Source organism: Hyphomicrobium sp., from assembly GCF_035572195.1.
Taxonomy (GTDB): Bacteria; Pseudomonadota; Alphaproteobacteria; order Rhizobiales; family Hyphomicrobiaceae; genus Hyphomicrobium_B.
The window spans coordinates 1-15,166 of the sequence record NZ_DATNBA010000098.1 but is presented as its reverse complement, the minus strand read 5'-3'; the positions used below and the strand labels follow the sequence as shown (position 1 = coordinate 15,166).

Annotated in this window: 16 protein-coding genes; 11 read left to right on the top strand and 5 right to left on the bottom strand. The window is 61.1% G+C overall.

Annotated elements, in window-relative coordinates; genetic code table 11:
- Positions 1–173 precede the first annotated feature (173 nt).
- Together trmFO and VN623_RS08435 are read right to left on the bottom strand one after the other, a co-directional pair.
- Positions 174–1,547 carry a methylenetetrahydrofolate--tRNA-(uracil(54)-C(5))-methyltransferase (FADH(2)-oxidizing) TrmFO gene (gene trmFO / locus VN623_RS08440; RefSeq protein WP_325570045.1) on the bottom strand — a complete coding sequence of 458 codons (1,374 nt, stop codon included), beginning with the start codon at positions 1,545–1,547 and terminating at the stop codon, positions 174–176.
- 208 nt (positions 1,548–1,755) lie between these two features.
- Positions 1,756–3,132, bottom strand: coding sequence for an Nramp family divalent metal transporter (locus tag VN623_RS08435; RefSeq protein WP_325570043.1), 1,377 nt, complete (start codon positions 3,130–3,132; stop codon positions 1,756–1,758).
- 280 nt (positions 3,133–3,412) lie between these two features.
- On the opposite strand from VN623_RS08435, the gene VN623_RS08430 reads away from it, so the two are divergent.
- From VN623_RS08430 to VN623_RS08420, 3 genes are all read left to right on the top strand, one after another.
- Positions 3,413–4,507: a DUF2157 domain-containing protein gene (locus tag VN623_RS08430; RefSeq protein ID WP_325570041.1), complete on the top strand. Its 1,095-nt coding sequence runs from the start codon at positions 3,413–3,415 to the stop codon at positions 4,505–4,507.
- On the top strand, positions 4,504–5,091 hold the full coding sequence (locus tag VN623_RS08425) for a GDYXXLXY domain-containing protein (RefSeq protein WP_325570039.1): 588 nt from the start codon (positions 4,504–4,506) through the stop codon (positions 5,089–5,091). Before VN623_RS08430 ends, VN623_RS08425 begins: the two co-directional genes overlap by 4 nt.
- Positions 5,092–5,152: 61 nt before the next feature.
- Positions 5,153–5,500 (top strand): RidA family protein, encoded by a 348-nt coding sequence (locus VN623_RS08420; protein ID WP_325570037.1) that lies wholly within the window; start codon positions 5,153–5,155, stop codon positions 5,498–5,500.
- Between the two features lie 613 nt (positions 5,501–6,113).
- Here VN623_RS08420 and VN623_RS08415 read toward each other — a convergent pair.
- Entirely contained in the window at positions 6,114–6,866 is a 753-nt protein-coding gene (locus tag VN623_RS08415) for a DUF937 domain-containing protein (protein ID WP_325570035.1), read from the bottom strand.
- Between the two features lie 246 nt (positions 6,867–7,112).
- On the opposite strand from VN623_RS08415, the gene VN623_RS08410 reads away from it, so the two are divergent.
- Complete coding sequence (locus tag VN623_RS08410; protein ID WP_325570033.1) at positions 7,113–7,574, top strand: VrrB protein; 462 nt, start codon at positions 7,113–7,115, stop codon at positions 7,572–7,574.
- 237 nt (positions 7,575–7,811) lie between these two features.
- On the top strand, positions 7,812–9,968 hold the full coding sequence (locus tag VN623_RS08405) for a sodium-translocating pyrophosphatase (protein ID WP_325570031.1): 2,157 nt from the start codon (positions 7,812–7,814) through the stop codon (positions 9,966–9,968).
- Positions 9,969–10,059: 91 nt separating this feature from the next.
- Here VN623_RS08405 and VN623_RS08400 read toward each other — a convergent pair whose 3' ends face one another.
- Positions 10,060–10,314 carry a hypothetical protein gene (locus VN623_RS08400; RefSeq protein ID WP_325570029.1) on the bottom strand — a complete coding sequence of 85 codons (255 nt, stop codon included), beginning with the start codon at positions 10,312–10,314 and terminating at the stop codon, positions 10,060–10,062.
- 118 nt (positions 10,315–10,432) lie between these two features.
- Positions 10,433–10,918 (bottom strand): outer membrane protein assembly factor BamE, encoded by a 486-nt coding sequence (locus VN623_RS08395; protein WP_325570027.1) that lies wholly within the window; start codon positions 10,916–10,918, stop codon positions 10,433–10,435.
- 152 nt (positions 10,919–11,070) lie between these two features.
- On the opposite strand from VN623_RS08395, the gene VN623_RS08390 reads away from it, so the two are divergent.
- The 6 genes from VN623_RS08390 to VN623_RS08365 all read left to right on the top strand — a co-directional run.
- Positions 11,071–11,625, top strand: a complete 555-nt coding sequence (locus VN623_RS08390) for a ubiquinol-cytochrome C chaperone family protein (RefSeq protein ID WP_325570026.1) — start codon at positions 11,071–11,073, stop codon at positions 11,623–11,625.
- Entirely contained in the window at positions 11,622–12,140 is a 519-nt protein-coding gene (locus tag VN623_RS08385; protein ID WP_325570024.1) for a YceD family protein, read from the top strand. The genes VN623_RS08390 and VN623_RS08385 overlap by 4 nt, the downstream gene beginning before the upstream one ends.
- A 156-nt stretch (positions 12,141–12,296) precedes the next feature.
- Positions 12,297–13,385: a phosphate acyltransferase PlsX gene (plsX, locus tag VN623_RS08380; RefSeq protein ID WP_325570022.1), complete on the top strand. Its 1,089-nt coding sequence runs from the start codon at positions 12,297–12,299 to the stop codon at positions 13,383–13,385.
- 5 nt (positions 13,386–13,390) lie between these two features.
- Positions 13,391–14,368, top strand: a complete 978-nt coding sequence (locus tag VN623_RS08375; RefSeq protein WP_325570020.1) for a beta-ketoacyl-ACP synthase III — start codon at positions 13,391–13,393, stop codon at positions 14,366–14,368.
- Between the two features lie 148 nt (positions 14,369–14,516).
- The gene (locus VN623_RS08370; protein ID WP_325570018.1) at positions 14,517–14,822 is read left to right on the top strand and encodes an integration host factor subunit alpha; all 306 of its coding nucleotides are present in this window, start codon (positions 14,517–14,519) and stop codon (positions 14,820–14,822) included.
- A 44-nt stretch (positions 14,823–14,866) separates the two neighbouring features.
- The coding region (locus VN623_RS08365; protein WP_325570016.1) for a MerR family transcriptional regulator at positions 14,867–15,166 on the top strand (300 nt) is incomplete at its 3' end.

Below are 15,166 nucleotides of genomic sequence, written 5' to 3'. Positions count from 1 at the left end.
TCCGTCCCGCCATTTGCCCGCCGCCAAGGTGCGCGCATTCATCGATTTCGTTCAGTCGCGCTTGGCGCAGGAGAGTAAAACCGCCGCGAAGGGAAAGAGGGCGGTCCGCGCCGCCCATCTCTACGGGCAGGCGCTGAAGACGCTGCCTCAGTAGCGGTCAGCCGCGATCGGGATTAGCCAACTCTTTTGTCGAGCCAATTCGCGAGATCGCCGAGCGCGCGGCGCGACATCAGCGGCTTGCGCTGCGCCTTCCATTCCTTGACCTGGCCGCGGGTCAGTCCCTCCGGCTCCGGCAATATCGGGAACAGGCCGAAATTGACGTTCATCGGCTGGAAGCTGGCGCTGTTCGCGTTGACCGTGATGTGACGCAGCAGCGCGCCCAATGCCGTGGTGGCAGGCGGCGGCACCACGCCGACACCCAGACGCTCGGCGGCGGCGAAGCGCCCGGCCAAGAGGCCGATCGCGGCGCTTTCGACATAGCCTTCGACACCGGTGATCTGTCCCGCGAACCGCAGGCGCGGCAAAGCTTTGAGACGCAGCGACGCGTCAAGCAGCTTCGGCGAGTTGATGTAGGTGTTTCTATGAAGACCACCGAGGCGCGCGAACTCGGCGTTTTCGAGACCGGGGATCGTCCGGAAAATGCGGACTTGCTCGGCGTGCTTCAGTTTCGTTTGGAAGCCGACCATATTCCAAAGCGTGCCGAGTGCGTTGTCCTGGCGAAGCTGCACGACGGCGTAGGGCCAACGGCCCGTGCGGGGATCGTCCAGTCCGACCGGCTTCATCGGACCAAAGCGCAGCGTCTCGCGCCCACGCTCCGCCATCACCTCGATCGGCAGGCAGCCGTCGAAATAGGGCGTCGATGCCTCCCATTCCTTGAAAGACGTTTTGTCGCCTGCAAGCAGTGCGTCGATGAAGGCTTCGTATTCGGGTTTCGACATCGGGCAATTCAGATAGTCGGCGCCGGTGCCGGCAGGTCCGGCCTTGTCGTAGCGCGATTGAAACCAGGCAATCGACGTGTCGATGCTGTCGCGATGCACGACGGGCGCGATCGCGTCGAAGAAGGCGAGGGAGTCTTCGCCCGTAAGATTTGCGAGTGCCGCGCTCAATGCAGGCGACGTCAGCGGACCCGTCGCGACGATGACGTTGTTCCAATCTTCCGGCGGCAGACCGCCGAGTTCGCCACGTTCGATCGTCACAAGCGGATTTGCGGAAAGGCGCGCTGTGACGTCGGCCGAGAATGCATCGCGATCAACGGCGAGCGCGCCGCCGGCGGGCAGCTTGTGCGCGTCGCCCGCAGCGATGATCAACGATCCGGCGCGGCGCATCTCCTCGTGCAACAGGCCGACGGCATTGTTTTCCCAATCATCGGATCGGAATGAGTTCGAGCAGACGAGTTCAGCAAAGCCATCCGTCTTGTGGGCTTCGGTGCCCCGCAGCGGGCGCATCTCGTGCAGCACCACCGGCACGCCGGCCGACGCGATCTGGTGCGCGGCTTCGGAACCGGCAAGGCCGGCGCCGACGACGTGAACGGGTAATGGTCGTGTCATTGTACAAAAGGTCCACGGTTTAAGATTTTTTGCACGCGGTTTGCGCCCAAGCGACAACGTGCGAGTTGCGCGCGGGGCGCGCCCTAGTCGTTCTGGGTTCTAAGCGGGGTGGTGGGGACTGGCAACGGCTTCTAGGCTCTCGGCGGTGATTGCCAGCGCTTACTGACGCCGTGAACGGGGCTCGTGTGGGGTGGGGCCGAGAAGCCCCTTATCCCCCGCTGGCAAAATCGAAGATCAATTTTGCGTTCAGGACGATGATCGTCGCTGCGATTACGGTTGCGACGGCTGTCAGCCACCGAGGCGCGACAAGGTCGCCCATCTTCCTACGGTTCGCGGTGAACTGAACCAGCGGCACAATTGCAAACGGTAATTGCAGGCTGAGGATGACCTGCGTCAGGATCAATAGCTTCGACGTTTCTCCCTCGCCGTAGAACAGCGTGACGCCGGCAGCGGGAATGAGCGCGACCGACCGCGTCAAGAGGCGGCGCATCCACGCAGGCAAGCGGATGTGCAGGAATCCTTCCATCACCGCCTGGCCGGCGAGCGTCGCCGTCACGGTCGAATTCAGTCCGCAACAGAGAAGCGCGATGCCGAACAGCGTCGGCGCAATCGCCGAGCCGAGAAGCGGATGCAGCAGCGATTGGGCCTCGGAAAGTTCGGCGACAGTGGTATTTCCGGCCTTGTAAAAGGTGGCCGCCGCCAAGATCAGAATCGAAGCGTTGATCAACAGCGCCAACATCAGCGCGACGGTTGAATCGATGGTCGCAAACTTGAGCGCCTCGCGCTTCTCTTTAGTCGACGTGCCATAGTCGCGGGTCTGCACGATTGCCGAATGCAGATAGAGATTATGCGGCATCACGGTTGCGCCGATGATACCGAGCGCGAGATAGAGCATTTCCGGATTTCGGACGATGTCGATCGTCGGCGCAAAGCCGCGGATCACGGCACCCCACTCAGGATCGGCAAGGGCAATCTGGACGGCAAAGCACACCGCGATGACGCCGAGCATCGTGATGATGAAGGCTTCGAGATAGCGGAAGCCAAGGCGCTGCAGTAGCAGCACGACGAAAACGTCGAGGGCGGTCAGCAGCACACCGATCTCGAGCGGAATGCCAAAAAGCAGATTGAGGCCGATCGCCGTACCGATGACTTCGGCGACGTCTGTCGCGATGATCGCGGTTTCGGCGAGAAGCCAAAGCGGATAAGCGGCCCATTGCGGGTAGCCGTCGCGGCAGGCCTGCGCCAGATCGCGGCCGGAAGCGATAGCGAGGCGCGCGCAGAGCGCCTGCAGGACGATCGCCATAATGTTTGAAAGCAACGCGATGAAGAGGAGTGCGTAGCCGAACTTAGATCCGCCGGCGATCGACGTTGCCCAGTTGCCGGGGTCCATGTAGCCGACGGCGACCAGATAGCCGGGGCCGAAAAAGGCGGCGAAGCGGCGCCAGGACGATCCCTGACTGAGTACCGGAATTGATCGAAATACGTCGGCAAGCGAGGGCTCTGACGGGGCCCGCTGCCAGCTGCTGCCAGAGGAGCGCCCTACTTCGGTCGCCGGTGTGGGGAGGGCGGCTGTCTTTGCGTCCATAGGGTTGCTATCGCTTCTTTCCGCAAATGACAATCATTTGCAACTAGAGTGGGGGAGAACTGTGTCGGCGTCAAGTCCGTCGCGGCAATTTAGGCACGGGACAAAGGACGATAAGCGGCGGGAGGGCGCGACATCTTCCAGCATCGTCTTTCAACGATGGGCTAGCCAACACGCGGCGGCCATGATTTTCAATGTCACTAGCGAGCAAAAGTGCATAAGCGGATAGACTTCGCTTCGCCGAGATCATGACTATCGAGCGGAATTCGCAAACAGGTTCGACATGTGGGCTTCATATAAAAAGCGGCTGAAGCACGATCTTGATCGCTGGCATTCGAACGGCTGGGTCAGCGAAGTCAACCGCGCGGCCATTCTGGCCGATGTCGCCAAGAGCGGGCGCGAACTAGGGCTTGCTTCGGCGCTGGGAATTCTTGCGAGCGTGCTGTTCGGCTTCGCCGCGATCTCATTCGTCGCCGCGCATTGGCAGGACGTACCGCGTCTCGGAAGGCTCGGGCTTCTATTGGCCGCCATCTGGTTGGGGTACGGCCTCGCGGGCTGGCTGACGTCGCGCGATCAGCGCTCGTTCGCCGATGCGGCGGTCCTCTTCGCCGTCGCCATGTTCGGCGCCAGCATCATGCTGATAAGCCAGATGTACAACATCGACGGTAATCCGCCGGACGGCGTGCTGATGTGGTGGATCGGTGCGCTGTTCGCCGGCGCGGTTCTGCGTTCGAACCCTGCGCTGGCGCTGGCAATGATCCTCGTCTGCGTCTGGTCGTTCATGGAATCATCAGAACGCAGCGGCGTGCATTGGCCGTTTCTCATCGGCTGGGCTGCGGTGACGGCCGCCTTTGTCTGGCAAGGCTGGCGTCCTGGTCTGCATCTCTCGGCGCTGGCGCTATCGCTTTTCGTCATTTCGCTCGGGTATCTGCTGGGAAGGGGACACGAGCACGCGCTCGTCGCAACGGTCGGCGTGCTGGCCGCAGCCGTGGCGGTTGGAGTCGAGAAAGCTCGGCCCGACCTCGATCACATCGCGGCGCCGGTCCTTGCCTACGCGATCGCCGTCGCGTTCGCCGGCCTCTTCGCCTTGCAATTCATCGAAAGCCCGTCGGGTGGCACGCTGGTCGCACTCGCGGCTCTGACGCTGGTGCTGCTTCTCGCCGCGATCAGCCACGGATTGTCGACCCAGAACCGCGGGGCGTTGTGGCTCGGCTATCTAGGCTTTTCGATCGAGATTCTTGCGCTCTATTGGCAAACCGTCGGGTCGATCCTTGGAACGTCGCTGTTCTTCCTGATTGCGGCTCTTATCGTCGCGGCGCTGGCGTTCATGGCGCTGCGCCTCGCGCAACGCGGCGACGGCAAAGGAATGCCCGCATGATCGACAAACAAAAGTGGGTTTGGCCGCTGCTGGTTTTCGTGGCGCTCGTGCAATCTGCGGCGCTTTTCAAGGTGGTCTACGATCGGGACCGGCTGTTGAAGTCGGGTAGGGAGATAACGCTGCCGACGCGGCCGGTCGATCCGCGCGATATTTTTCGGGGCGAATACGTGACGCTCGGATACGACATCTCGTCCCTGCGCAAATCGACTCTGCCGTCCGAGGCGAACTTCGAGGACCTTCGTGCCGGTGCGCCAGCCTACGTGACGCTAACTCCGGATGCCGCTAACGGCTGGAAGGCGATCCGCGTGACGGCGGACTATCCTGGCGATGTCGCGGCGAGCGATATCGTGTTGCAAGGCCGGGCCAAGAGCATTTGGCGACCGGAAAACAATTCGGACGTCCAGCTCAACATTCGCTACGGCATCGAAAGCTACTTCGTGCCCGAAGGTACGGGGAAGGCCCTCGAAACCAAGGTACGCGAACACAAGATCGAGGCGATCGTAGCGGTCGACGCCTCCGGCAGCGCCGCGCTCAAGGGCCTTGTCGTTGACGGAGAGCGGCACGTGGACCCACCGCTGCTTTGAACCTTCTTAAGCGCGTTGCCGCCTGCTATGAGGCGAGCAATCAGCGCATGGGGAGGCTCACTTGTCAGTCACACGCTACGAATCAACAGCGGTCTATTCGAAGGCTACGGAAGCGAACGGCTTCGTGTTCACGGCGGGCGTCATCCCGACCGATCTTTCTCGCGATGTGGAAGGCCAGACCGCCGAAGTTCTGTCCGAGATCGACAGGTTGCTGGCGCTTGCCGGTACGGACAAATCGAAGATCGTCCAGGCAACCGTTTGGCTCAGCGACATCCGCAACCGCGAAGGCATGAACAAGGCTTGGAGCGCCTGGCTCGGCGGCAAGAATGCACCGGCGCGCGCCTGCGTCGAAGCCAAGGTCATCGACCCGAGAATGCTCGTCGAAATCTCGGTCGTCGCAGCGAAATAAACTTTTCTATCCAAAGGCGCCGGGCAGGGGTCAGTTGCCGCATGGGAAAATGCTCATCTGTGCCCCGTTTGCCGCGCTCCGGCAAATTCTTGATACCCCGGGGCCGACAAGCCTATCGAGCGGGCCGGTGAATCTGCGAGATATCCGCCGTGTGCCTTGGCATGGCGGTCGTCTACGGGGAGTTCAAATGACAATCAAAGGATACATTCGCGCCGCGGTTGTTGCTGCCGGCGTGTTTACGATTGCAGCGCCTGCCATGGCGCAGGAAGTAGCGGACATGCACGAGCAGCGGAGAGAGCGCGGCGTGATCTGCTTCACCGACCATTATCATTACGGCTCGAGCTCGGGGCAGCCGACAAAGCGAGCCGCTCAAATCGCGGCGATCCAGTCTTGGGCCGGATTTGTCGATTTCGAATATGGTGGCTCTTGGACGAGCTGGGCAAAGTCTGGAAGCAAGAGCATCAAGTGTTCACGCGAGGGTCTCCGTGGCGCCTGGAGCTGCGATGTAAGCTCGAGGCCGTGCCGCCGCTGATGCCGTCAGGCAAATTGCCGACAGTCGTGAAGGCCGGGCGATCACCCGGCCTTTTTGCTTGTCACCGTAGCAGCAGCGAGATCAGCGGTTCGTTAACGTCCGAGATAGTATGCGGCGTGCGATCGACGCCAGCCAGCGGATGAGAAAAAGCTGGATCATCGTTCCGATGACGCCGCGATTGCCTCCAAGCAGATTGCCGAAGATGGAGCGGATGACTTCCTCAAGCGAGCCGCCGCCCGGAACTTGAGGGCCGCCGCCACGGCGCACGATGTCCGGCAACCTCTCGTAGGGATTTTGTGGCATCGGCGATCTTTGCGACTCTCGTCCGATGCCAGGGATGTCGTCGCCGGGCATCGGCAACGGGCTGCCGCCCGCGCTGACGAGGCCGGGTACGTTCTGTACCAATTTCTCGAGCTCCGGCTGCGACTGACGCTGCAATTGGCCGATCATCAGGCTGGCGACAACAGGTAGTAATTTCTCGACGGTGCCTGGGTCCAGACGCGCTTCCGATGCGGCGCGCGCTGCGATTCCGCGGCTTATGTGTTTGTTGCCTATCAGCACATCCAGGATGTGGTTGCCGTTCTCGGCCAAATTTGGAGAGGTTAGATTGCGGGGCTCGGATAACGCTGACGCTGCCGCGGGCTGTGTGACGAGGGACAGGACATCGGCGACGCCGCCGCGCGACAGCATATTGCGTTCGATGCGTGCCCGAAGCTCGCGGTCCAATGCCTCGACGGCCGTATCGGCATTTTGCTCATCGATCCCAAATGCCGATGCAAGATTTGCGATCAACTGGTGACCTTCGGCACTCTTCAAACTTGTTTTAAATCCCACATTCGCCTCCGGCTTTGCAGCATATTACGCGTAGCACGCCTACTGCCGGCCGCAAGCAAAGGTCAGGACGCGAAGCGATGGCTTTACCATTCATCGATTGTTCATGCGGCCAAGCCTCTAATTGAATGTTCATACACCTATTGCCGCTCGTGAAACCGATTGGGATTTCGAGCGTTAGGAGAAGAAAGCCGGCTTGAGTGCCGGCGCGAAGCGTCCGTTGTACTTCGGGCGCTGGAGCAGGAGAGAATGATGCGAAAGCTCGTCATGTCCTTGTCCGTTTTGGGCGGACTATTCTTCGCGGGAACACTTCCGGCCTCCGCTAATGCAGCGGCCGGACTAACAGCGGTTCACATCGACAAAGCCAATAGCAACGTAACGAAAACCGGATGGCGCGGTGGAGGGTGGGGCCATCGCGGCTGGGGCCATCGCGGCTGGGGTGGTCGCAGATGGGGTGGATGGGGTCACCGTGGCTGGAGACGCGGGTGGAGAGGCGGCGGCATTTATTTTGGCCTACCGTTCTACGGCTGGGGATATGGCTACCCCTATTATTATAGCGGTAATTACTACTACGGCGGCTACGGCTGGCGCCACCGGGGCTGGGGCTGGCGGCACCGCGGCTATTGGCGTGGACACCGCGGCTGGCGGGGCGGCTGGCGCGGCGGCCATCGCGGCTGGCGCGGCGGCCACTGGGGCCACCATCGCAGATAAAGTTCGAATTTTAGAATCTACGTCCCTGAACGCCATAACTTGAAGCGGTCCGTGCGGCAGTTGCGCCCGGGCCGCTTTTTTCTGCACCGAAACACGGTTGTGCCCATGTTGCAACGCGGGGGCACTTTTGGCATGGTCCGCCGCGACTCTCCCATCAAAGGGATCAAAGGGGCACTTGGGTCCGCCATTCAGGCGGTCACCTGAAGCACCACAAAGCGGGCCAAAAGGGACCACTCCATGAGCAACACACTTTGGGGGATCATCGCCTGCGGGGCGTTGGCTATCCTCTATGCGTTTTTTACGTCCAGGGTCGTACTAGGCGCCGACCAGGGCAACGCCCGAATGCAGGAAATCGCGGCTGCGGTGCGTGAAGGCGCGCAGGCCTACCTAAACCGGCAATACCGCACGATCGCGGTCGTCGGGGTTGTAATCTTCATTCTCGCCTGGCTTCTACTCGGGCCGATGCAGGCCGCCGGTTTCTTGATCGGCGCGTGCTTGTCGGGCCTCGCCGGCTACATCGGCATGAACGTGTCGGTGCGCGCCAATGTGCGGACGGCTCAGGCTGCGACCGTGTCGCTCGGCAAGGGTCTCGACATTGCCTTCAAGGCCGGTGCGATTACCGGCATGCTGGTCGCCGGTTTGGCGCTTCTGGGCGTCTCCGCCTACTACGCTTTCCTCACAGGGTACATTGGCTTGGAGCCCGGTAGCCGCGACGTCGTCGACGCGCTCGTCTCGCTCGGTTTCGGCGCGTCGCTGATTTCGATCTTCGCACGTCTCGGAGGTGGCATCTTCACGAAGGGCGCCGACGTCGGCGGCGATCTAGTCGGCAAGGTTGAAGCCGGCATACCAGAAGACGATCCGCGCAATCCGGCAACGATTGCCGACAACGTCGGCGATAACGTCGGCGACTGCGCCGGCATGGCAGCGGACCTTTTTGAAACCTATGCCGTCACCGTCGTGGCGACGATGGTTCTCGCCGCCATCTTCTTTGCCGGTCAGCCAAACCTCGCGGTCTTGATGCTTTACCCGCTCGCCATCTGCGGCGCCTGCATCGTGACGTCGATCATCGGTACGTACTTCGTCAAACTCGGCACCAACGGTTCGATCATGGGCGCGCTCTACCGCGGCGTCATCGCATCAGCCGTGCTTTCGATCGCCGGTCTCTACGTAGCGACGCAATACGTGCTCGGCGGCTTCGGAGATGTCGGAACGGCTGCGGGTCAGGTGATCTCGGGCTGGAACCTGTTTCTGTGCGGTATCGTCGGTCTGGTCCTAACGGGCCTCATCGTCTGGATCACCGAATACTACACCGGCATCGGCTATCGGCCGGTGAAGTCGATCAGTCAGGCATCGGTGACCGGTCACGGCACGAACGTCATTCAGGGTCTTGCGGTGTCACTCGAAGCCTGCGCGCTGCCGACGCTGGCTATCGTCGCCAGCATCATAGCGACGTACCAGCTCGGTGGCCTCTTCGGCACCGCGATCGCGACGACGACGATGCTCGGCCTCGCCGGCATGATCGTTGCGCTCGACGCCTTCGGTCCTGTGACTGATAACGCCGGCGGCATTGCCGAAATGGCGGGACTTCCGAAGGAAGTTCGCCGTTCGACGGACGCGCTCGACGCTGTCGGCAATACGACGAAAGCCGTGACGAAAGGTTATGCGATCGGTTCGGCCGGCCTCGGCGCCCTCGTGCTGTTTGCGGCCTATAACTACGACCTGCACCACTTTATCACCGAAGCCAACACGCCAGGCGCGACGAGCTATCAGTTCTTCAAGGGCGTTGAGGTGAACTTCGGCCTCGATAATCCGTACGTCGTCGCCGGTCTGTTACTTGGCGGACTTATTCCGTTTCTCTTCGGCGGTTTAGCGATGACCGCGGTCGGTCGCGCCGCCGGCTCGATCGTTGAAGAGGTCCGCCGCCAGTTCAAGGCCGATCCCGGCATCATGAAAGGCACGTCGAAGCCCGACTACGCGCGTGCCGTCGACTTGCTGACGCGGGCGGCCATCAAGGAGATGATCGCACCGTCACTGCTGCCGGTGCTGTCGCCTATCGTTCTCTTCTTTGTCGTGAGCTGGATCGCAGGTAAAGGCGCGGCCTTCTCGGCCGTCGGCGCCATGCTGCTCGGCGTCATCGTTACGGGCATCTTTGTCGCCATCTCAATGACTTCGGGTGGCGGCGCCTGGGACAATGCCAAGAAGAGCTTCGAAGACGGGTTCATCGATAAGGACGGCGTCAAGCACATGAAGGGCTCGGAGGCGCACAAGGCGTCGGTGACCGGCGATACCGTCGGCGATCCCTATAAGGACACCGCCGGTCCGGCCGTGAACCCGGCGATCAAGATCACCAACATTGTGGCGCTGCTACTGCTCGCGGTGCTGGCGCACTGGTAAGCAACGATACATTGCAATTGAAAAAGGCCCCGGAGTTCGCTCCGGGGCTTTTTTTTAGGAAAGACGCCAGTTGAGGCGCGGCGGTGATGCGCTAGCCGACGAGGTTCGGATCTTCGCTGTCGTGGACATGGCCGATCGCTGTGAGCAGTCGCTTGTCCAGAAGCTCGGGTTTCAAGATAACCTTGTGCGAATGGACGTCCTGCACCGCCGAGCGCGGCACGACAAATTCACCGGCATTCTCGATATAGATGATGATCGACGTCGTATTGACTTCGCGGACGGCGCCAATGCCGTCGCTGCCGTCGGCAATGAAGGCCATGAAGCCTTCTTCGATATTTTCGGGCATGGAATACTCACTCGCGGGGGTTGACGGGCAACCATAAAACGCCACCACGAATGTTTCGTTCACTTTTCCGCTCAGTCAAGCGGGTCCTGGCGCAATCGCCGGTTTACCGGGCGTTTTCTCATTCGCCGAAGAGTTGCTTCTTGCCGAGGTTCCGGAACAGCGATTTCAGAATGCCTTCATCCTTCGATCCTGGCGCCGGGGTTTGGCGGCTGACGAAATCGAACACCTTTCCGTCTTTCAGCCCGTAATTGGCGATGCTGTCGACGGTGCCACCCTGGTTGAAGTACACGGCGACGACCTGACGGTCCGTTTCCTTCGGCAGGAAGAACGAACTCTGCGCCTGGGTGCTTGAAATATAATAGAAGGCATGGCCGTCGCCGACGACCGCGGTCGTTGCGGGCGTGCCAAGCGTGCTGCGGACCTGCTCTTTGCTCATCCCCGGCTGCACGGACTGCAGATCGGTTTGCCTGAACAGCTGGCCGTGCTTCGTGATCGTTTCGCTGCAGCCTGAGAGCGTAACGCCGGAAAACGTGACCAATGACGCGATCGCGACCGTGCGAAGCAGCGCTGCCAAGCGGGGGCTGGTCGGGTCATTCTGGCGCATTTGAACTTTCATATGGCGAGAATCGCTTCGCTCTTGCGAGTGTGTGGTTTAGATTGTGCATCGAAAGCGGGCAACAGCGAGCCGTCATGGCCGCCCTGCGCGATCCCCAGACATTTCATCGGCGGCCGGTCGCCTCAAGGACCTTTGAAAGCATGTTGCAATGGTTCAGACGACGGGCCGAAGCGAACCGCAGAGCGCAAGAGCTTTATGGCAGCGTCGTGACCGCGGCGCGGCAGCCGTTCTTTTACAAGGACATGGGCGTTCCGGACACACCCGAGGGGCGTTTCGAACTGGTATCGCTGCACCTGTTTCTGGCGCTCGAAAGTCTCAATCAGCAGCGGTCCGCGGAACTCGATTTGACGCAGCGCACGATCGAAGCCTTCGTGACGGACATGGACGACTGCATGCGGGAAATGGGCGTCGGCGACCTGGCCGTTCCCAAGAAGGTTAAACGCGCGGCTGCGGCCTTTTACGAGCGCGCTGGGGCTTACCGCCGGGGCCTATCGGCGCCGGAAAAGCCGGACCTCGAGGGCAGCCTCGAGACCTACGTGTTTTCCGCAAACCCGGGGAACGGCGCCGGTGTCGCGGCGCTTGCCGCATACATCCGCAAGGCCGCGTCGAAATTATCGGCAAAGCCATTCGATGAGCGGGTTGCAGGTGGCGGGCTCGTGGAGCTTCTCGTCAACAACGAAGTTGAAGTGCCGTGACGGACCACTTGGACTGGACGCATAACGTCGTCGATATTCCTGCGGCCGGACTTACGCGCGAACGCGAGGCGACCGAGAGCGAGCGACAGGCCATCATCGGAGCGCTTGGGCTTTTGGCGCTCGAGCGGCTCTTGGCGCGCTATCGCATCGAGGCGCTCGCTGGGGGCGGCTACCGGCTGTCGGGAAAAATCAGCGCCGATGTTGATCAGGCCTGCGTGGTTACGCTGGAACCTGTGAACGCCCGAATCGAAGAACCCTTCAGCGTCGAATTCTGGCCAGATCTCGAGCCCGACGATAGCGAGGAGGACGTGAGGGCGCTCGCGGCCCCCGAGGTCGAAAAATTCGAGCGCGACATTATTCCGGCGGGGCGTATCATATTCGAAACTTTGGCATCCTCGCTCGACCCCTATCCCCGGCGTGATGGCGTCGAGTTCAATTGGCAGGATCCGCACGCAGATGAACCGGAAAAGGCAAGTCCTTTCGCGGTGTTGTCAAAGTTCAAGGACAAGGATTGAGGGCAACTGCGGCAACCGTGCATGAGGCGCGTTTTCGCCTTGTTCGCGGGATTCAAAAGGCTATGGTCGCGACGAATTTCGGGGCTAGATAAGACCTACGCACAGTCTTGGCGCGACGTGTTGCGCTGATGCGGTTTTCAAAAGCAATCGGCAGGGATGGCGAGCCTAAAAACGATCGCGCTCGACGCTATGGGAGGAGACCACGGCCCTGAGGTCGTCGTCCCCGGGGCGGCGCTGTCTCTTGATCGTCAGCCGGCGTTGAGATTCATTTTCTTCGGTCAGCAGTCCCGCATCGAAGCGGTATTGCAGCAGTATCCGGCACTCGCAATCAAGTCGCGTGTCGTCCATACCGACCTCGTCATCGCGATGGACGAAAAGCCGAGCCAGGCATTGCGCCACGGCAAAGGCTCGAGCATGTGGCTGCCGCTCGAGGCAGTGAAAGCGGGCGACGCCGATGCCGCCGTTTCGGCGGGCAATACCGGCGCGCTGATGGCGATCGCGAAACTGGTGCTGAGGCCGATGGCCGGCATCGAACGGCCGGCGATTGCGGCCTTGTGGCCGACGATCAAGTCCGAATGCATCATGCTCGATGCCGGAGCCAACATCGGCGCCTCGGCCGACCAGCTTGCCGTTTATGCGCTCATGGGTGCCGCGATGGCGCGCGCTGTATTTCATATCGAACGGCCATTGGTCGGGCTCTTGAATGTCGGTACCGAGGAAATGAAAGGCAATGAGGACGTCAAGGGTGCCCATGTGCTGCTCAAATCGGCGGATGCGCTGCCGCTTACATACAAAGGCTTCATCGAGGGGGACCAGATCGGACAGGGAATTGTGGACGTCATCGTCACCGAGGGCTTCGCCGGGAACATTGCGCTCAAGACCGCCGAGGGAACGGCGCGCCAGATCGGCACCTATCTCAAAGCCGCGATGACGAGTTCGTTCGCCAGCAAACTCGGCGCGCTCCTGGCAAGCGGCGGATTTCGCGTGCTCAAGGAGAAGATGGACCCGCGCCGCGTTAATGGCGGCACCTTCCTCGGGCTCAACGGCATTGCGGTGAAGAGCCACGGTGGCGCCGACGCCTTTGGATTTGCGAGTGCGGTCGATCTTGCCTACGACATGGCGGATTCAGGTCTGATCGCGCGCCTTTCGGCCGATATCAGCGATTTTCATGATCGGCCCTCGGTGGCCGGCGCAGGCGGCATACCGCCTCAAAGCAGCGCCGGCAGCGCGCTCGGAAAGGCCTAGGCGTGGTGACAGTTCTACGCTCTGTAATTCGCGGCGTCGGCGCGCACTTGCCGAAGCGTATCGTGTCGAACGACGACCTCTCGAAGATCGTCGATACGAGTGATCAATGGATCAGGGAACGAACCGGCATCGTCAATCGCCACATCGCCGACGAAAACGAGTTGACGTCGGATCTTGCCGCAGCGGCTGCAAAACAGGCGCTCGTTCGATCCGGAATTGATCCTGTCGATATCGATCTCATCGTCTGCGCGACGGCGACGCCCGATCGCACCTTTCCCGCGACGGCGGTGAAAATACAAGCCAAGCTCGGTGTCACGAAGGGTGCGGCCTTCGATGTTCAGGCCGTTTGTTCGGGCTTCGTCTATGCTTTGACGATCGCCGATAATTTCTTGAAAACCGGGCAATCGAGACGAGCTCTCGTCATTGGCGCGGAAACCTTCTCTCGTATTCTCGATTGGTCCGACCGCTCGACGTGCGTGCTCTTCGGCGACGGAGCGGGCGCTGTCGTGCTCGAAGCTCAGCCGCAGCACGGAACGCGCGCCGATCGGGGCATCCTCGCGACTCGTCTGAGATCAGATGGACGGTTCGAAGACCTGCTCTATGTCGATGGAGGGCCTGGCTCGACGAAGACGGTCGGGCACCTGCGTATGAACGGGCGCGAGGTCTTTCGCCATGCGGTGCAGAAGATCACGGGCGTGATCGAAGAGACGCTTGTCGCGAACGGCTATGCGGCCGACGAAATCGATCTCTTTATTCCTCATCAGGCCAACAAGCGCATTTTAGACGGCGTCGTGAAGAGGCTTGGCGTATCGCCCGAGAAGATCGTGATGACACTGCATAAGCACGGCAACACGTCGGCGGCGTCGATACCGCTGGCGCTGAACGACGCGTTCGAGGCCCACAGGATCAAGGAAGGAAGCCTGGTTCTGATGGAGGCTATGGGCGGCGGCTTCACCTGGGGCGCGGTACTAGCGCGCTGGTAGGGTGCAGAGCAGCCATTCCGCTGGGTGCGCCGCAACGAGAAAAATATCTATTGTTATTTCAGGCAGTTGATGCGCAACTTTCGTTGACCCCGCGACCAACCGCCGCTAGCATGCCCGGCCTTAATGGCGTTCGGTCGGGAGGACAAAGATGGTCGGCAAGACATTGACGCGGGCAGATCTTGCAGAAGCCGTCGTAGAGAAAGTCGGATTGCCACGGAATGAGAGCCAGGACCTGGTCGAGCTGGTTCTGGATGAGATTTCCGGCAGCTTGGCAGGGGGAGACGCCGTTAAGCTCTCCTCTTTCGGCTCGTTCGGCATCCGGCAAAAAGGCGAGCGCATCGGGCGCAATCCCAAAACCGGTGAGGAGGTTCCGATCACGCCACGGCGTGTACTCGTTTTCCGGCCTTCAAATATCATGAAAGACCGCATTAATAAGGGACATGCGAAGCGCTAGCGCCAAAGTGGTCTGACGGCGTGGCAACCAGAGGGGTGAACGCGATGAACAAGTCGGCCGAAGCGTTTCGCACGATTGGCGAAGTTGCTGGCGAGCTTGGCATTCCGAAGCACGTCCTGCGGTTCTGGGAAGGCCGGTTTCCGCAAATCCGGCCGATGAAGCGGGGCGGCGGCCGACGCTACTATCGCCCGGAGGACATGGAGTTGCTGAGGGGCATTCGCGCGCTGCTGCACTCCGACGGCTACACGATCAAGGGCGTTCAGAAGATCCTGCGCGAGCAGGGTATCGATCAGGTCAAAGCGGCCGCAGCACGCCTGAGTGCCGTTCAATCGCAGAGCGCCAAC